This is a genomic window from Burkholderia seminalis, from assembly GCF_001718535.1.
GTDB lineage: Bacteria > Pseudomonadota > Gammaproteobacteria > Burkholderiales > Burkholderiaceae > Burkholderia > Burkholderia seminalis.
In genome coordinates, this window is the sequence record NZ_CP013400.1 from 2,245,956 (window position 1) to 2,261,302 (window position 15,347).

Below are 15,347 nucleotides of genomic sequence, written 5' to 3' on the forward strand. Positions count from 1 at the left end.
CCCGGCGGCGCAACCCGCGCCGATCATAAACGCCGGGACTGCCGTTGTGAAGCATGCAGGATGTGCGGCGCGTCAAGCTTGACGCGTTCGTACGTCCGGTCGTGCGGGCCTGCGGCCGTACGACGCACCGGTCGCCCGGTGATAGGTACGCCTGAAAGAAAGGAAAGCGAACATCGCGCGGCTGTCGCTTCGCGCGGCCGGTATTACGTCTCCTTGCGCTTCGCCGGCGGTTTCGATGCCGGTTTCGGCGCAGGTTTCGATACGCGCGCGGCTTTCGGCACGGAGAGCGGTTCGGCCGTGGATTTCGGCGCGGGTTTCGCCGCCACCGTGGATGCCGTCTTCCGCGCCGGGTTCGGCGCAGGCTTGGGCGCGGATTTCAGTGCCGCTTTCGGCGCGGCTTTCGATGCCGATTTCGATGCAGATTTCGCTGCCGTCCCGGCACCCGCCTTCGACGCCGGCTTCGGCACGGCCCTCGCCTTGCGCTTCGGCGGCCCGGCCAGCAACGCCGCACGATACGCGCCGCGGCACCAGTCGAACAGCGCACCCGCATCCTCGAGCACGTCGGCCGGCGTTTCGTAGTAGCCCTCGAGCGCGACCGTGCGCGTGGGCCTGGTATACGAGAACGGCCCCATGCCCGCCGCGACGAACGCCGGACGGTTCACGTCGTCGACACGCAGGAACAGCGACCCGCGCGACATGAAGCCGAACATCACGCCGTCGAGCCGCAACGCCGCGCCGCTGAAGAACCGGGCGACCGCGACGGTGCCGAGCGGCGCGAGCTGATAAGCGATCTCCTCGCCGTGCGCCTTCTCCGCTTGCCAGCTCATGCGCGGGCCTCGCAGCGCCGCGTCCACGCCTCGAGCTCGGCGTCGTCGAAACCGACGGCCGTCGCACTCTCGCGGATCTGCCGCCACGTCGCGCGGTCGACCGGGATGCCGGCGGCCCCGCGTGCGGCACGGCTGGCATCCTCCGGCTCGCCGGGCATCCGCACCGGCGCATCGCCGGCCTGCGGCGATGCCTTCGCCCACGCGACGAACGCATCGGCCTCGCGCCCGGCGTCGGCCGCGTCGAACGCGTTCGGGTCGATCAGCACCGACAGCATCCCGTTGACGATCGCGCTCGTTTTCTGCAGCGTATCGCCGTACGTCGTATGCCCGCCGACCAGCGCGCCGCCGAAGATCTCGCACATCGCCGCGAGCGCATACCCCTTGTGCAGCCCGAACGGCAGCAGCGCGCCGAACGGCTGCTCGTGCATCACGGCCGGATCATCGGTCGGCTGGCCGCGATGGTCGATCAGCGACCCGGCCGGCACATGCTTGCCCTGGTTGTACGCGACGCGCGTCTTGCCGTACGCGATCGCGCTCGTCGCGAAATCGAGCAGCAGCGGCGGTTTGCCCGCCCGCGGATACGCGGCACAGAACGGGTTCGTGCCGAAGCGCGGATCGGCGCCGTGCAACGGCGCGACCAGCAGGTCGCCCGGCACGTTGACGAAATGGAACGACACGAGCCCCGAGCGCGCGCACTGCTCGGCCCAGTGCCCGATGCGGCCGAGGTGATGGACGTCGCGCAGCCCGATCGCACAGATCCCCATGCGCCGCGCACGCTCGATTCCCTCGACCATCGCCTCGAACGCGATCACCTGGCCGAAACCGCGGCCGCCGTCGATCGTCAGCACCGCGCCGCCGTCGCGCACGATCGACGCGTGCCCGTTCAGTTGCAACTGCCCTTCCCGCCACGACGCGACGTAATTCGGGATCATCCCGATCCCGTGCGAGTCGTGGCCCGCGAGATTCGCGCCGACCAGGTGATCGGCGACGAGCGCTGCCTCGCGCGCACTGCTGCCGGCCCGCTCCCAGAGTGCCGCGACGAATGCGTGCAGCGGTTCGGCGCGCATGCGCAGCGGTTCGGTAGCGGGCGTCGGCAGGACGGTCATCGGCAACACTCCATCAAGTCGGATCGGGCAATCGATGCTTCGGACGCTGCGACGCTCAGCGCGCGGTCGCGATCACGTCGGCCACGGCCGCGGTCAGCTTCTTCGCGTACGGCACATGCAGGAACTCGTTCGGGCCGTGCGCGTTCGACTTCGGCCCGAGCACGCCGCACACCATGAACTGCGCGGACGGGAAGCCTTCCTGCAGCACGTTCATCAGCGGGATCGTGCCGCCGAGGCCCATGTAGGCGCAGTCGGCGCCGAAGTGGCGGCGCGACGCGGCGTCTAGCGACGACGCGAGCCACGGCGCGAGATCGGGCGCGCTCCAGCCCGTCGCAGCGCCCGCGTCCGGCTTGAACGTGACCTTCGCGTTGTACGGCGGATCGAGTTCGAGCAGTTCCTTCAACTGCTGCACGGCCTGGGCGGCATCGACGAGCGGCGGCAGGCGCAGCGACAGCTTGAACGCGGTGCGCGGACGCAGCACGTTGCCGGCATCGGCAAGCGCCGGCATGCCGGCCGCACCCGTGACCGACAGCGACGGACGCCATGTCGAATTCAGCAGCGCCTCGCGCGGATCGGTCGTGGTCGGCAGCACCGGCTTGCCGTCCGCGCCGCACGCCCACGGCAGCCCCTTCCATACGGTGTCGCCGAGAATCGCGGCGGCCGCTTCGGCCTCGCGCACGCGGCTCGACGGAATCTCGCAATGGAACACGCCCGGCAGCAGGTTGCCGTTCTTCGCATCTTCCAGGCGCTCGAACAGCTGGCGCATCACGCGGAAGCTCGACGGCGCGATGCCGCCGTAGACCCCCGAGTGGATGCCTTCTTCCAGCACCTCGACCTGCAGGTCGCCCGACACGAGGCCGCGCAGCGACGTGGTGAGCCACATCTGGTCGTAGTTGCCGGCGCCCGAATCGAGACAGACGACGAGCGACACCTGGCCGAGCCGGTCGCGCAATGCATCGACGTACGGCAGCAGGTCGTAGCTGCCCGACTCCTCGCAGGTCTCGATCAGGCCGACGCAGCGCGGCCGCTCGATGCCCTGCTCGTCGAGCGCGCCGAGCGCCGCGAGGCTCGCGTAGATCGCGTAACCGTCGTCCGCGCCGCCCCGGCCGTACAGCTTGCCGTTCTCGAACTTCGGCGTCCACGGGCCGAGGTCCGCGCGCCAGCCGTCGAATTCGGGCTGCTTGTCGAGGTGGCCGTACAGCAGGATCGTATCGGTGCTGCCCGAGCGCGTGGCGGGCGTCTCGAAGAAGATCACCGGCGTGCGGCCCGGCAAGCGCACGATTTCGAGCGTCAGGCCTTTCACGGGCTGCCGTTCGGCCCACTGCGCGGCGTCCGTGACGACGCGCTCGAGATAGCCGCGCTTCGCCCAGTCGGGGTCGAATGCGGGACTCTTCGCGGGAATCGCGATGTAGTCGGTCAGGGCATGGAGGATTTCATCGTTCCACTTGCGCTCGACGAAGGTAACGAGCTTGTCATGGTCGAGGACGGGGGTCGTGTCGACGGAAGTCATGATGGGGGTGCCTGGATCGGGCTGACGAAAACCCAGATCATACGCCGATGCTCCCCCGCCGGCGCCCCCTCCTGGCCGTTCAGACGACCTTCGGGAACGCATCGCGCAGCCCTGCCGCGCAGGCCAGCGCGTCGTCCCACAGGCGTCGCGTCAATGTGCCGGCATCCGCCTCGCGCGCGAGCGCCGCGGCCTCGCCCGACCACAGCAGCGAGAAATCGTCGCGGCCCTGCCGCTCGAACGCGCTACGCAGCGGATCGACCGCGGTCGTCGCGAGCGGGAACGCGGGCGCAAGGGCACTCATCGGCCCCTGTTCGCGCATGAAGCGCGTCAGCAGCCCGCGCGCGGGGCGGCCGGTATACAGGTTGGTCATGCGCGTGCCGTCGTCGCGTGCCGCGCGCACCGCCGCGCGATGCTGCGCCGACCGGCCGGCCTGCGGCGTCAGCAGGTAGGCGGTACCGATCTGCACCGCACGCGCGCCGAGCGCGAACGCGGCCGCGATGCCGCGCCCGTCGGCGATCGCACCGGCCGCGATCACCGGCGCGCGCACCGCGTCGACGATCTGCGGCAGCAACGCGAACAGGCCCGGTTGCGCATGGATGTCGTCGGTCAGGAACATCCCGCGGTGGCCGCCGGCCTCCGCGCCCTGCGCGACGATCGCGTCGACGCCGCGCGCATCGAGCCAGCGCGCTTCCTCGACGGTCGTCGCGGAAGAAACGACTCGCGCGCCCGTGCGCCGCACGCGCTCGAGCAGTGTGTCGTCCGGCAACCCGAAATGGAAGCTCACGACGGCCGGCCGCCATTCCTCGACGACCGCGCACGTCGCATCGTCGAACGGCGCGCGGCCCGGGCCGCCCTTCACACCGGCCGGATCGACTCCGGCTTCCGCGTAGTAGCCGGCGAGCGCCGCGCGCCAGCGCGCGTCGACCTCGGCGTCGGGCGCGGGCGGCGTGTGGCAGAAGAAGTTCACGTTGAACGGCGCGGGCGTGCGGGCGCGGATCGCCGCGATCTCGTCGCGCAACTGCTGCGGGCCGAGCGCCGCGCACGCGAGCGAACCGAGCCCGCCGGCTTCGCACACGGCGATCGCGAGCGGGCTCAGCGAACCGACCATCGGGGCCTGGATCAACGGCAAACGGGAAGGCAGTGTCGTCATCGGAATCCTTTTTCGCCATGCATGGTCGTCGCCACGCGGGTTGTTCTTCGTCTCGTCGCGCACAACCGGCCTGATGCCGCGTGCGCTACGTGCCGCCGCGATCCATGCCGCGCCGGTATGCGGCCGGGCTGGTCGCCGCGACGCGCCGGAAATGCCGGCGCAACGATTCCTCCGAGCCGAACCCCGCGCGCGCCGCGACCTGCGCGAGCGGCAGCGCGGGCTGCGCCTCGAGCATGTCCTTCGCGACGTTCACGCGCTCGCGGATCAGCCACGTGAGCGGCGACATCCCCGTCGCATCCGCGAACTGGCGCTGCAGCGTGCGCGTGCTCATCGCGGCCTGCGCGGCGAGCGATGCCAGCGTGTGCGGCTCGGCCGCATGAGCGCGCATCCAGTCGATCAGCTTCGCGAGCCGGTCGGTGCCGCCCGGCGCGACCGGGCGCGGCACGAATTGCGCCTGCCCGCCATCGCGGTGCGGCGGCAGCACGAGGCGCTGCGCGACCCGGTTCGCGATCGCGCCGCCGTGGTCGCGCCGCACCAGATGCAGCAACATGTCGAGCCCCGCCGCCGAACCGGCCGACGTGACGATCTGCCCTTCGTCGACGTACAGCGCATCGGGATTCACGCGCAGCGCCGGATAGCGCGCCTGCAGGCGTTCCGCGTAACGCCAGTGGGTGGTCACCGTGAGCCCGTCGAGCACGCCGGCCGCCGCGAGCACGAACACGCCCGAACAGATCGAGCAGAGCCGCGCGCCGCGCCGATGCGCGGCCCGCAGCTTCTTCAGCAACGGCTCGGGCGGCCGTTCGTCCGGATCGCGCCAGCCGGGAATCACGATGGTGTCCGCGCGATCGAGCATCGCGAGCCGGTACGGCGCGGCGACCGTGATGCCGCCCGCCGCGCGCACCGGCCCAGGCTCGCTGGCGCATACCGCGAAGCGATACCAGTCGACGCCGAGTTCCGGGCGCTCGAGCGCGAACAGTTCGACCACGCAGCCGAATTCGAATGTGCAGAGGCGATCGTATGCGAGCGCGACGACGAGATGATCATGCATGGCGCAATGTTACCGGAACTTGTCGATCGCGCCACTGCCGCAAAGCGGGCCGAACCGCGATACTGCCTCTCATCCCGGCGCGCTCAGCGCCCCTTCCCCCCGGAGAACCTGCCCATGTCCTACGTCACCGACGTGCCCGCCGCCGACAGCCCCGCCGCCCTCGCCCATTTCGAGGCGTCGCTGCGATTCGAGACCGATTGCTGGGACGTGCACGACGCGCTCGCGTCCGGGGCACCCGACTTCGTGCTGCTCGACGTGCGCGGCCCCGACCAGTTCGCCGCCGGCCACGTGCCCGGCGCACACAACCTGCCGCGCCGCAAGATCATCGAGAGCAAGCTCGCCGGCTATCCGGCCGGTACGCTGTTCGTCGTCTACTGCGCGGGCCCGCACTGCAACGGCGCCGCACGCGCGGCGATCCAGCTGGCGCGCCTCGGCCGGCCGGTCAAGTTGATGATTGGCGGCGTGACGGGCTGGCGCGACGAAGGTTTCGCGTTGAGCAACGAAGTGCAGCCGATCGGCGCCGAAGCCGACTGATCGTCATTAAAAACGCAACAATCAATTGCCAGCACACGAACGAAAAAAGCGCGACAATCAGCCACATTGCAGTTCGGACGGAGCAGCACCATGCATGATGCAGTCCTGATTCAAGTGGCCGGTTCAGTCGCCGCGATCGCGATCTATTTTCTGCCGGCCGTCATTGCCGACCGGCGCGGCCGGCACGACAAGCTGACGATCGCGATGTTCAACGCGCTGTTCGCATGGACCGGCATCGGCTGGCTGATGACGCTGTACTGGGCGTGCCAGCCGAACCCGCGTACCGACGTCGCGCAGACGATCCTCGCGAAGCGCCGCGGCGTCAGCATGCGGACGTTCTCGTCCGGCCTCGTCGAACGCGTGCAGCGCCGCGTCGCGGCCCAGGAGCAATGGGCCGAGAAGCAAGGCTGCCGTTAAGTCCCTTTTTCCCTTTCACCGTGCCGCGTCGAACTTCGGCATCCTGACGTTGGTCGACGCGCGGTAAGTCCAGTGCAGTCCCTCGTGCGGCGGCCAGCCGTCTGCGCGCAAGCACGCCCCGAACGCCCCCGCCGTCACCGCCCGCGCGATCCGCTCGCCCGGGCACGCGTGCGGCCCCGTGTCGAAGCCGAAATTCGGCCCCGCCGCGCGGCCGGGCATCAGCCGGTGCGGTTCGCGATGCACGGCCGGGTCGCGGTTCGCCGCGGCGAGCACGACGAGGATCGCGTCGCCGGCTTCGACGGTCGCGCCGTCGATCGTCGTGCGCGCCGCGACGAAGCGGCGCGTGTTCTGCACCGGTGAATCGAAGCGCCCGACTTCGGCGACGAAGGCGTCGAGCGCCGTGTCGTCCGGCACGGCGCGCGCGGCGTGGGCTTCCCCGTGCCATGCCACCAGCGTGTTGCCGAGCCACGCGGCCGTCGCTTCACAGGTCTGCGACAACAACCCGACGAGATTCGCCACCAGCGCGTCGCTTGCCTGCCAGCCCGACGCGCGGGCTGCCTGCTGCACGGCGGCGACGAGCGTGCCGTCGTGCGCACGCGTCTGCGCGACGCGCTCGGTCATCCGGTCGAGCAATTGCCGCGCGCCTTCGCTTGCGCGCGCCAGCGCCGCGGCATCCGACAACGGCGACAGCGCGGCGACGAAGTCGACGACCCGCGCCGCGATGTCGTCCAGCTGCGCTTCGTCGAAGCCGAGCAGATCGGCAACCGCACACACGGGCACGGTCATGCACCACGTATTCAGCGCGTCGGCGTCGCCCGGCGCCGGCAACCGTCGCGCGGCAAGCTGCGCCGCGCGTGCGCGCAGCGCCTCCGTGTCGATCGGCGCGAACGCCGCGCGCAGCGCCTGCTTCGGCACGTCGTGCCGCGACGCGCCGTCGTTCATGCGCACCAGCTCGCCGAACAGCGCGCCGGCCGTCGTGCCGCGCAACGCGGGCGGCACCGGCATGTCCAGCGGGCGTACGCGGCAGGCCGGATGGCCGAGCACGGCCGTCACGGTCGACGCGCGGCTCGCGACCCACAGGCCGAGCGCGGCGTCGAACGCGAGCGGCGGCCCGTCGACGAGCGTCGCATAGTAGGGATAGGGATCGCGGTGCGTCACCGCTGCAATGGGATCGGTCGGGTTCATGCGCTCAGTATCGATGGCGTGCACCGCCGCATGTTTCGGGTTCACGTGAAATGTCGCGGCACGGGCGCCGCGCGCCGCGGCCTCGCAAAGCAAGGCAACGGTCAGGCGGCCGACCGGTCGCGGTGCGACTGCATGCGCATCCGGACGCGCCCGGCCGAAATCGCGCGCGGCTCGGGCAGCACCGTGTCGTGATGGAACATTTCCTGCCGGAATTCGCCGTTTTCGTCGAACCACTGGCAGATCAGCCAGTCGCCGTCGTCGAACACGACCGGCCCCGCATAGGTGACGGTCATGCGCGGCCCGCCCGTTTTCAGCGTCACGACATCGCCGACGCGAAACCTGACGCGCTGATTTTCTCGGATCGTCATCGCTCTCTCGGATTTTATATATTGATATTCCCGGCGGCCCGCCAACCGGTCATTTGAATGTGCCGCAGATTATCAATCAAAAAAACGGCCGGCAACTGCCGCACACGAAAATACATTGATCGAGAAAATGCAACGATACGCGCCATCGACACGCGCGGCGGGCCGCCGATCGCCCGATCCGGCGCGGCCTGCACGGCGGATCGGGGAAACCGGGGGAAATGCGGAGAATAAACGATGGTTTTCGCGCCGTCATCGACGGTTAATTAAGACGCGAAATAGGTTGATTATTGTCAATCGACGTTTCCGCTGGAAACGATCCCATGTTTAATTGGCCGTCACTCTCCGAACAAAACCGGCGAATTATCGGGTGCCGCAAACCAGCGGTTGATGTCGCGCCCCGACACGGCCGCCTGTGCGAACGTAAACGTGCCGTCGCGCGCCATCTCGGTCGCGGCGCGCAGAAACGCGCCAAGCGCGGCCCGCGCCAGCGCGCCGCCGACGCTGACGCGCTTCACGCCGAGCGCAGCGAGTTCGTCCAGGCTCAGCAAGCCGCCCTGCAGCCCCATCACGACGTTCACCGGCGCGCCGACCGCCCGCGTCACGGCCGCGATTTCGTCGGCGTCGGTGATGCCCGGCGCATACAGCACGTCGGCGCCCGCGTCACGATAGGCGACGAGCCGGGCAATCGTGTCGTCGAGATCGCGGCGGTCGTGCAGGTAGTTTTCGCAGCGCGCGGTCAAGGTGAACGGAAACGGCAGCGCGCGCGCCGCGTCGACGGCCGCCGCGATGCGCTCGACCGCCGCGCCGCGCGGGTAGATCGGCGCGTCGGCGCGGCCCGTCGCGTCCTCGATCGAGCCGCCGACCGCGCCGGCCTCGGCCGCCAGCCGGATCGTTTCGGCCACCGTGTCGGGTGCATCGCCGAAGCCGTTCTCGAGATCGGCGCTCACCGGCAGGCCGCCCGCGGCGACGAGATCGGCAATGTGGTCGAGCATCGCGTCGCGGTCGATCGCGTTGTCGGGCTGCCCTTTCGAAAACGCGTAGCCGGCGCTCGTCGTGGCGAGCGCCTCGAAACCGGCCATCGCCAGCAGGCGCGCGGTGCCGGCGTCCCACGGGTTCGGGATGATGAACGCGCCGGGGCGCGTGTGCAGCGAACGGAAAACTTCGGCATGGCGCGCCTGCAAGTCGGAACGGGTCATCGTGGACTCCCGGATGGTGATGACGGGTGAGCTTACGCCGGTCGTGCGCGCGACGTTTCAGCGATGGCCGAAATGTCGTCGCGCGACCGGAAAAAAACCGACGCGCGGGACGCGCGCCGGCAGCCGGCGCTTACGTCGATGCAGCCGGCCCGCCGTCGATGCCGAGCAACACGTCGGCGACGGCCTCGGAGAACTGCATCGTGCGGCCGTCGATCAGCACGGCGTCCGGATGCAACGGATCGCGCACCGCCTGCGGCACGCCATGTGCGATCAGCACGCGTGCGCACGCTTCCCAGTCGGGTACGTCGACGCCCTCCGGTTCGTTGACGGACGCCCAGGACAACGTGCCGAGCGCGTCGCTCCCGAATCCGTGCGGCTCGCGCCAGCTTGCGCCGTGCGCGAGCAGGAACGCCAGCAGATCGGCATCGCCGCGGAACACCGCGTGATTGAGCGCGCTCGCGTCCCAGTCGCCGCCGCGCACGGCAATCGGCCAGCCCAGCTCGACCATGACCTTCACCGCGTCGCGCGACCCCCATGCGGCGGCATCCGGCAGTTGCCGCAGCCGGTCCTTGGTCAGCGCGCCGGGCAGTTCCGGATGGCGCGCCCGGATACGCCGCGCGGTGTCGGCGTCGGCACGCGCACAGGCCGCCACGAATGCGTCGTCCGGGCCGAGCGCCTCTTCCGCGCCGGCTGCGCGCAGCAGCGCCGCGACGTCGGTCAAGCCGGCCTGCATCGCCAGCCGGTACGCACTGACGCCCGCCGGCGTGCACGCGCGCGGATCGGCGCCGGCCGCCAGCAGCGCGGCGACATGGCGCGCCGAGCAGCGCACGCCGATCGCGCGCAGCAACGGCGCGCCCCAGGACCGCGCGAGGCCCGCGCCGGGCGGCTCGTTCGCGTCGCCGCCATGCGCGAGCAGCAGTTCGAGCGCCGCCGCGTCGCGCATGTCGAACGCGCGCCGCAACGCATTCGTGCCGCCCACTTGCGCGCCGTGCTCGAGCAGCACGCGCGTGCAGGCCGGATTCTCCAGCGAGTGATACAGCGATTCGCCGTCGTTCGGGTCGGCGCCGGCTTCCAGCAACATCGCCGTGAGCGCCGGATCGCGATTGACGCCCGCGGCGCCGTACAGCGCCGACAGTGGCGCCGACTCGTCGGGCTCGGCAAGCGAAGCCGGCGGAAACCGGTTGCCGATCCACTGGTTCGGATCCGCGCCTGCATCGAGCAGATGACGCGCGCAGTCGCGCAGCCTGATGGCGAACGCCGGAATCCGCCCGAGCCGCGAATGCGTGACGGCGACCAGCGGCGGCAGCTTGAACGCACCGCCGGCGCGCGCGATCCAGCCGGGATCGGCGGCCAGCGCAGCCTTCACCGCGTCGAGATCGCCCGCCGCGCATGCGATGGCCGGATCGGCCGACACGAGATCGGGATGGTCGAGCAACAATTGCGCGGCGACACGCGGCCGGGGCGCATCGACGCCGCCGGTCACCTCACCGCCGTAGGCGAGGTGGAGCCAGCGCCGGATCAGCGCCGACCGCGGTTGCCGCGCGAGCGCGCGCATTTCGACGAACGCGCCGAGATCGGCCCACGACGCGAAGCCGTACTCGCGCGCGATGCAGGACTGCGCGTCGTGCAGGCGGAGCCCGAGCGCGCGTGTTTCGTCGTGCGTGCGGTTCGCGGCGGCGGGGAGCGACCGGACAAAGCGCGCGACGGCACCGGCGTCGCCTTGCCGGTACAGGCGCAACAATGCCTTGGCCTGCTTTTTCAGATGATCGGGATGAGCGTTGGGAGGCAGCGTGTTCATGCGGATCCTCGTGCATGGATGGCCGAAGGTCCGCAATACCGCCAGCACAAAGGATGGGGAAACCTCGAGTGGATGCGACACAGGTGGGTTCAACCCTTTCCGCGGACCCGGAAGCGACCTGCATCGCTGCCCGGTATCGTAGGCGACGGCCGGCGACATCGTCAACCTGCCGACGCTGCGCCGCTCAGCCCGCGAGCCGCTTCGTCAGGAAAATGCGCGTGTGCCCGACCGGATAGTCCGGCAGCTCGCCGAAGCGGACATAGCCGCGCTTTTCGTAGAACGGTCGCGCCTGGAAATCGAACGTGTCGAGCCACGCGCTGTGGCAGCCGCGCGCGAGCGCCTCCGCTTCGGCCAGATCCATGATGCGCGTGCCGGCGCCCTGGCCGCGCGCGGCCTCGGGCACCACGAGCAGGTCGACGTGCAGCCAGCCGAACGCCGTGCCGCCCCACAGGCCGCCGACCACCGCGCCGGCGGCGTCGGTCACGACCACGGCCAGCGGCCGGAACTCGGCCGGGCCGGCCTGGCTTTCGTTGAACCGGACGAGCGGCGCGACGATCTGCTTGCGTACGTCCGCGTCGCCCGCGTCGGTCACTTCGTAGGTGAACGTCATCGGTTGCGTCGGGTTGAATCGTGAACGGGAATTGGCTGGAGCCGCACGCACCGCGCGCGTCAGACCACGTAGGCGCCCTTCGCGTGCAGCGCCGCTTCGGTACGCTCGAGCGCCGCGATCGCATCGCTGCCTTCGAGCGCGAGCAACTGCGCGACCAGCGCCTCGGCCATCGCATGCGCGGCCACCAGCGACGGGAAGAACGACGGGCTGTCGTGCGTGAAGATCAGTTGCGCGTCCGCGTGCAGCGCGATCGGCGCCACCGCGCTGTCGGTGATCGCGACGATCTTGCTGCCCTGCTCCTTCGCGGCCTGCGCGACGCGTGTTGCTTCCGCCGAGTACGGCGCGAAACTGACGACCACGGTCACGCTCTGCTTCGCGATCGTCCGCAGCTCCATTTCGAGCGAACCGGCGACGCCGTTGAGCAGCGACACGGTCGGGCGGAACAGCCGGTAGCCGTACACGAACCCGAACGCGACCGGATAACACGAGCGGAACCCCGCCACGTGAACATGCGATGCCTTGCGGATCAGCCTGGCCGCGTCCGCGAGCGCGTGCTCGTTCTGCGCGGCGGTGGCCGACAGGTTGTGCTGCTGCGCGGCGAGCAGGTCATGCGCGAGCGACGCCCTCGCGTCGGGCCGCACCAGCGAGCGCGCGCGCTGCGTGAGCGGCTCGGGCCGCGCGCGCACGCGCGCGACGCACAGATCGCGCAACTCGTTCCAGCCGGGAAAACCGAATTGCTGCGCGAGCCGCACGAGCGACGCAGGCTGCACCTGCGCGCGCTGCGCGACCTTGCGCATCGACGACGTGGCGACTTCGTCGGGATGGTCGAGCAGGAAGGCGGCGCCCGCCTGGAATTGCGGGCTCAGCTCGGAAAATTGCGCCCGGATCCGGGACGCGAGTTCGTCGAAATTGGCAGCCATCGTGATGGGAACGGGAACCGGTCGCTCATGGTATCACCGGCCCCGCGCGCACCGGTCAGCGCAGCACTTCGACGTGATCGGCGTCGACCTTCACGCTGCCCGACCATTTGCGCTCGAATTCGCCGGTCACCTTCACTTCGTTCTTGTCGCTGACCGGCTGGCCGGCCGCCCACAGCTTGTGGTCGATCTCGACGCGGATCGTGCCGGTGGCGTCGGCGAACTCGTAGTCCTCGCCGCCGACGTGCTTGACGATGCGCCCTTGCAACTGCACGTGCTGATCGTCCTTGCCGTTGGCGAGCAGTTCCTTCACGGTCGTCGTGGTCAGCGCGGATGGCCCCGTGTATTGCGCATAGACGGCGGCGGGCAGCGTGGCGAGTGCAACCGCCAGGATTCTGGCCAGGTGTTTCATGATGTCGGTCCTCTTCTTGGATGTGACGCCGCGCTCCGTTGAACGCGACGGCACCAGATTACGGACCGTAAGATTAAGCAAACCTGAAGGGCGCGCCGAGGCGACACGGTGCCGCATTGGACAGGTACGAAATGGCGGCGGCGCCCTCCGCATTTAAGCTTGACCTAAGACGCGCGCGCTTATCATGGGAATCCCGGGCGTTGCCGCGCCCTGCTGAAGAGACACGAATCCATGCGCGTACTGCTCGTCGAGGACGATCCGCTGATCGGCAGCGGGCTCGAACAGGGCCTCAAACAGGAAGGCTTCGCGGTTGACTGGGTGAAGGACGGCGATGCCGCGTCGCTCGCGCTGCGTTCGACCGGCTACGGCCTGCTGCTGCTCGATCTCGGGCTGCCGAACCGCGACGGCCTGTCGGTGCTCGCCGCGCTGCGCCGCCGCGACGAAAATCTGCCCGCGATCATCATCACCGCGCGCGACGGCGTGCCCGACCGCATCGCGGGCCTCGACAGCGGCGCGGACGACTATCTCGTCAAGCCGTTCGAACTCGACGAACTGCTCGCCCGCATCCGCGCGGTCAACCGCCGCCACGCGGGCCGCGCGCAGACGACACTCGCGATCGGCCCGCTGCGGCTCGATCCCGTCAAGCACCTCGTCTGGCTGGACGATGAGGAAGTGCCGCTGTCGCCGAAGGAGTTCGTGCTGCTGCACGAGCTGATGCGCGAACCGGGCGCGGTGATTTCGCGCGAGCAGTTCGAGGAGCGGCTGTACAGCTGGGGCGAGGAAATCGAGAGCAACGCGGTACAGGTGCATATCCACAACCTGCGCAAGAAGCTCGGCCACGACATGATCCGCACGGTGCGCGGCGTCGGCTACCGGATCGGTGACGGCACATGACGCACGTGCAACGCGCGATCGCACGCTGGCGCAACGCGTCGCTGCGGCGACGCCTGCTGACCTGGCTGCTGCCGGCCGCGTGCGTGATCGGCCTGGTCGCGAGCGCGGGCACCTACTGGGGTGCGTTGCGCGAGCTCGACGACCTGCTCGACGACCAGATGCGCAGCATGTCGAAGCAAATCGTCGTCGGCCCGAACGGCGAGCTGTCGTTCAGCGACCGTGCAAACGGCAAGCACGGTTTCGAGGCGAGCGACCCCGATGCGGTGCTGCTGCAGGTGTGGCGCAACGGCACGCTGGTGTATTCGACCGACCGCGATTCGAAGTTGCCGGCACCCGCGCAGAAGGGTATCGCGAGCGTCGACGTCGGCGGCCAGTCGTGGCGCACCTACGTGACCGAACGCGGCGGCACGACGATCCGGCTCGCGCAGGCGCGGCATGCCCGCTGGGAAGCGATCGCCGGGATCGCCGTGCATCTGCTGTGGCCGGTGTTCTCGATGCTGCCGCTGCTCGCGATCGGCCTGTGGTTCGGCATCGGCGCCGGGTTGCGGCCGCTGCGCACGATCGCATCGGGCCTGAAACGCAGGAATGCGAACAACCTCGAGCCGGTCGACGTCGCGTCGATGCCGAACGAGGTCCGCCCGCTCGCCGAAGCGATCAACGACCTGCTTGCGCGGCTCGACCGGTCGTTCACGCTGCAGCGGCATTTCATCGCCGATGCCGCGCACGAGTTGCGCACGCCGATCATGGGGCTGTCGATCCAGTCGCAGTTGCTGCGGCGCGCGGCGACCGCCGAGGAGCGCGAGCACATTCTCGCGCAGATCCAGGCGGGCACGACGCGCCTCGGCCACCTCGCCGAGCAGTTGCTGACGCTCGCGCGCCTCGAACCCGATGCGCAGGCGGCCGCCTCGACGTCGGAGCCCGTCGATCTCGCCGCGCTGTGCCGGTCGGTGGTGTCGGACCGCGCGCGCGTCGCCGACGCGCACCGGATCGATCTCGGCGCGATCGTCGCCGCGCCCGTGATGGCCGCGGGCAATGCCGACACGCTGCGCGTGCTGCTCAACAACCTCGTCGACAACGCGATCCGCTATGCGGGCGCAGGCGCGCGCGTCGACGTGTCCGCGCGCGTCGACGGCACGACGCCCGTGCTCGAAGTCGCCGACGACGGCCCCGGTATTCCGGAAGCCGAACGCACGGACGTGTGGGAACGCTTCTATCGCGGCGAAGGCGCGCAGGCCGTCACGTCGTCGGGCAGCGGGCTCGGGCTGTCGATCGTCAAGCGAATCGCCGAACAGCATCGCGCGACGGTCGCGCTCGGCACCACGCAGGGCGGGCGCGGGCTGACCGTCACGGTGCGGTTTCCCGCACCGGTCTGATG

General features: G+C 69.9%; 16 protein-coding genes. 4 read left to right on the forward strand and 12 right to left on the reverse strand.

Annotation, left to right across the window (positions count from 1 at the left end; genetic code table 11):
- Positions 1–203 precede the first annotated feature (203 nt).
- The 5 genes from WJ12_RS30620 to ftrA all read right to left on the reverse strand — a co-directional run bounded on the left by WJ12_RS30620 (position 204) and on the right by ftrA (position 5,641).
- Entirely contained in the window at positions 204–827 is a 624-nt protein-coding gene (locus WJ12_RS30620) for a TfoX/Sxy family protein (protein WP_059556959.1), read from the reverse strand.
- On the reverse strand, positions 824–1,933 hold the full coding sequence (locus tag WJ12_RS30625) for a malate/lactate/ureidoglycolate dehydrogenase (protein ID WP_059556819.1): 1,110 nt from the start codon (positions 1,931–1,933) through the stop codon (positions 824–826). Before WJ12_RS30625 ends, WJ12_RS30620 begins: the two co-directional genes overlap by 4 nt.
- 55 nt (positions 1,934–1,988) lie before the next feature.
- On the reverse strand, positions 1,989–3,443 hold the full coding sequence (locus WJ12_RS30630; protein WP_059556820.1) for a M20 family metallopeptidase: 1,455 nt from the start codon (positions 3,441–3,443) through the stop codon (positions 1,989–1,991).
- Positions 3,444–3,522: 79 nt separating this feature from the next.
- On the reverse strand, positions 3,523–4,593 hold the full coding sequence (locus WJ12_RS30635; RefSeq protein ID WP_059556960.1) for an NAD(P)H-dependent flavin oxidoreductase: 1,071 nt from the start codon (positions 4,591–4,593) through the stop codon (positions 3,523–3,525).
- A gap of 85 nt (positions 4,594–4,678) precedes the next feature.
- Positions 4,679–5,641: a transcriptional regulator FtrA gene (ftrA, locus tag WJ12_RS30640; RefSeq protein WP_034189351.1), complete on the reverse strand. Its 963-nt coding sequence runs from the start codon at positions 5,639–5,641 to the stop codon at positions 4,679–4,681.
- A gap of 114 nt (positions 5,642–5,755) precedes the next feature.
- On the opposite strand from ftrA, the gene WJ12_RS30645 reads away from it, so the two are divergent.
- Positions 5,756–6,175, forward strand: a complete 420-nt coding sequence (locus tag WJ12_RS30645) for a rhodanese-like domain-containing protein (RefSeq protein ID WP_059556821.1) — start codon at positions 5,756–5,758, stop codon at positions 6,173–6,175.
- Positions 6,176–6,265: 90 nt separating this feature from the next.
- Complete coding sequence (locus WJ12_RS30650; RefSeq protein WP_034189349.1) at positions 6,266–6,592, forward strand: superinfection immunity protein; 327 nt, start codon at positions 6,266–6,268, stop codon at positions 6,590–6,592.
- A gap of 15 nt (positions 6,593–6,607) precedes the next feature.
- On the opposite strand, the gene WJ12_RS30655 is transcribed toward WJ12_RS30650, so the two are convergent.
- The 7 genes from WJ12_RS30655 to WJ12_RS30685 form a co-directional block, all read right to left on the reverse strand.
- Positions 6,608–7,777, reverse strand: a complete 1,170-nt coding sequence (locus WJ12_RS30655; RefSeq protein WP_059556822.1) for a cytochrome P450 — start codon at positions 7,775–7,777, stop codon at positions 6,608–6,610.
- A gap of 101 nt (positions 7,778–7,878) precedes the next feature.
- Entirely contained in the window at positions 7,879–8,145 is a 267-nt protein-coding gene (locus tag WJ12_RS30660; protein WP_049032821.1) for a YodC family protein, read from the reverse strand.
- Between the two features lie 335 nt (positions 8,146–8,480).
- A complete protein-coding gene (locus WJ12_RS30665; RefSeq protein WP_059556823.1) occupies positions 8,481–9,341 on the reverse strand; it encodes an isocitrate lyase/PEP mutase family protein in 861 nt (286 codons plus the stop codon).
- A gap of 130 nt (positions 9,342–9,471) precedes the next feature.
- A complete protein-coding gene (locus tag WJ12_RS30670) occupies positions 9,472–11,139 on the reverse strand; it encodes an ankyrin repeat domain-containing protein (protein WP_059556824.1) in 1,668 nt (555 codons plus the stop codon).
- 184 nt (positions 11,140–11,323) lie between these two features.
- Entirely contained in the window at positions 11,324–11,749 is a 426-nt protein-coding gene (locus WJ12_RS30675; RefSeq protein ID WP_069245977.1) for a GNAT family N-acetyltransferase, read from the reverse strand.
- A 59-nt stretch (positions 11,750–11,808) separates the two neighbouring features.
- The gene (locus tag WJ12_RS30680) at positions 11,809–12,669 is read right to left on the reverse strand and encodes a MurR/RpiR family transcriptional regulator (RefSeq protein WP_049032225.1); all 861 of its coding nucleotides are present in this window, start codon (positions 12,667–12,669) and stop codon (positions 11,809–11,811) included.
- 55 nt (positions 12,670–12,724) lie between these two features.
- Positions 12,725–13,078 carry a YgiW/YdeI family stress tolerance OB fold protein gene (locus tag WJ12_RS30685; protein ID WP_034189342.1) on the reverse strand — a complete coding sequence of 118 codons (354 nt, stop codon included), beginning with the start codon at positions 13,076–13,078 and terminating at the stop codon, positions 12,725–12,727.
- Positions 13,079–13,309: 231 nt separating this feature from the next.
- Here WJ12_RS30685 and WJ12_RS30690 point away from each other — a divergent pair, with 231 nt between their 5' ends.
- Positions 13,310–13,972, forward strand: a complete 663-nt coding sequence (locus tag WJ12_RS30690; protein ID WP_034189341.1) for a response regulator — start codon at positions 13,310–13,312, stop codon at positions 13,970–13,972.
- Positions 13,969–15,345 (forward strand): ATP-binding protein, encoded by a 1,377-nt coding sequence (locus WJ12_RS30695; protein ID WP_059556826.1) that lies wholly within the window; start codon positions 13,969–13,971, stop codon positions 15,343–15,345. Before WJ12_RS30690 ends, WJ12_RS30695 begins: the two co-directional genes overlap by 4 nt.
- Positions 15,346–15,347: the final 2 nt, after the last annotated feature.

Bases quoted from the DNA above. Each gene is read 5' to 3' on its own strand.
- WJ12_RS30665 (WP_059556823.1), bottom strand. From the start codon at position 9,341: ATGACCCGTTCCGACTTGCAGGCGCGCCATGCCGAAGTTTTCCGTTCG.
- WJ12_RS30625 (WP_059556819.1), bottom strand. From the start codon at position 1,933: ATGACCGTCCTGCCGACGCCCGCTACCGAACCGCTGCGCATGCGCGCC.
- WJ12_RS30660 (WP_049032821.1), bottom strand. From the start codon at position 8,145: ATGACGATCCGAGAAAATCAGCGCGTCAGGTTTCGCGTCGGCGATGTC.
- WJ12_RS30655 (WP_059556822.1), bottom strand. From the start codon at position 7,777: ATGAACCCGACCGATCCCATTGCAGCGGTGACGCACCGCGATCCCTAT.
- WJ12_RS30690 (WP_034189341.1), top strand. From the start codon at position 13,310: ATGCGCGTACTGCTCGTCGAGGACGATCCGCTGATCGGCAGCGGGCTC.
- WJ12_RS30675 (WP_069245977.1), bottom strand. From the start codon at position 11,749: ATGACGTTCACCTACGAAGTGACCGACGCGGGCGACGCGGACGTACGC.
- WJ12_RS30680 (WP_049032225.1), bottom strand. From the start codon at position 12,669: ATGGCTGCCAATTTCGACGAACTCGCGTCCCGGATCCGGGCGCAATTT.
- WJ12_RS30695 (WP_059556826.1), top strand. From the start codon at position 13,969: ATGACGCACGTGCAACGCGCGATCGCACGCTGGCGCAACGCGTCGCTG.
- WJ12_RS30635 (WP_059556960.1), bottom strand. From the start codon at position 4,593: ATGACGACACTGCCTTCCCGTTTGCCGTTGATCCAGGCCCCGATGGTC.
- WJ12_RS30650 (WP_034189349.1), top strand. From the start codon at position 6,266: ATGCATGATGCAGTCCTGATTCAAGTGGCCGGTTCAGTCGCCGCGATC.
- WJ12_RS30620 (WP_059556959.1), bottom strand. From the start codon at position 827: ATGAGCTGGCAAGCGGAGAAGGCGCACGGCGAGGAGATCGCTTATCAG.
- WJ12_RS30630 (WP_059556820.1), bottom strand. From the start codon at position 3,443: ATGACTTCCGTCGACACGACCCCCGTCCTCGACCATGACAAGCTCGTT.
- ftrA (WP_034189351.1), bottom strand. From the start codon at position 5,641: ATGCATGATCATCTCGTCGTCGCGCTCGCATACGATCGCCTCTGCACA.
- WJ12_RS30670 (WP_059556824.1), bottom strand. From the start codon at position 11,139: ATGAACACGCTGCCTCCCAACGCTCATCCCGATCATCTGAAAAAGCAG.
- WJ12_RS30685 (WP_034189342.1), bottom strand. From the start codon at position 13,078: ATGAAACACCTGGCCAGAATCCTGGCGGTTGCACTCGCCACGCTGCCC.
- WJ12_RS30645 (WP_059556821.1), top strand. From the start codon at position 5,756: ATGTCCTACGTCACCGACGTGCCCGCCGCCGACAGCCCCGCCGCCCTC.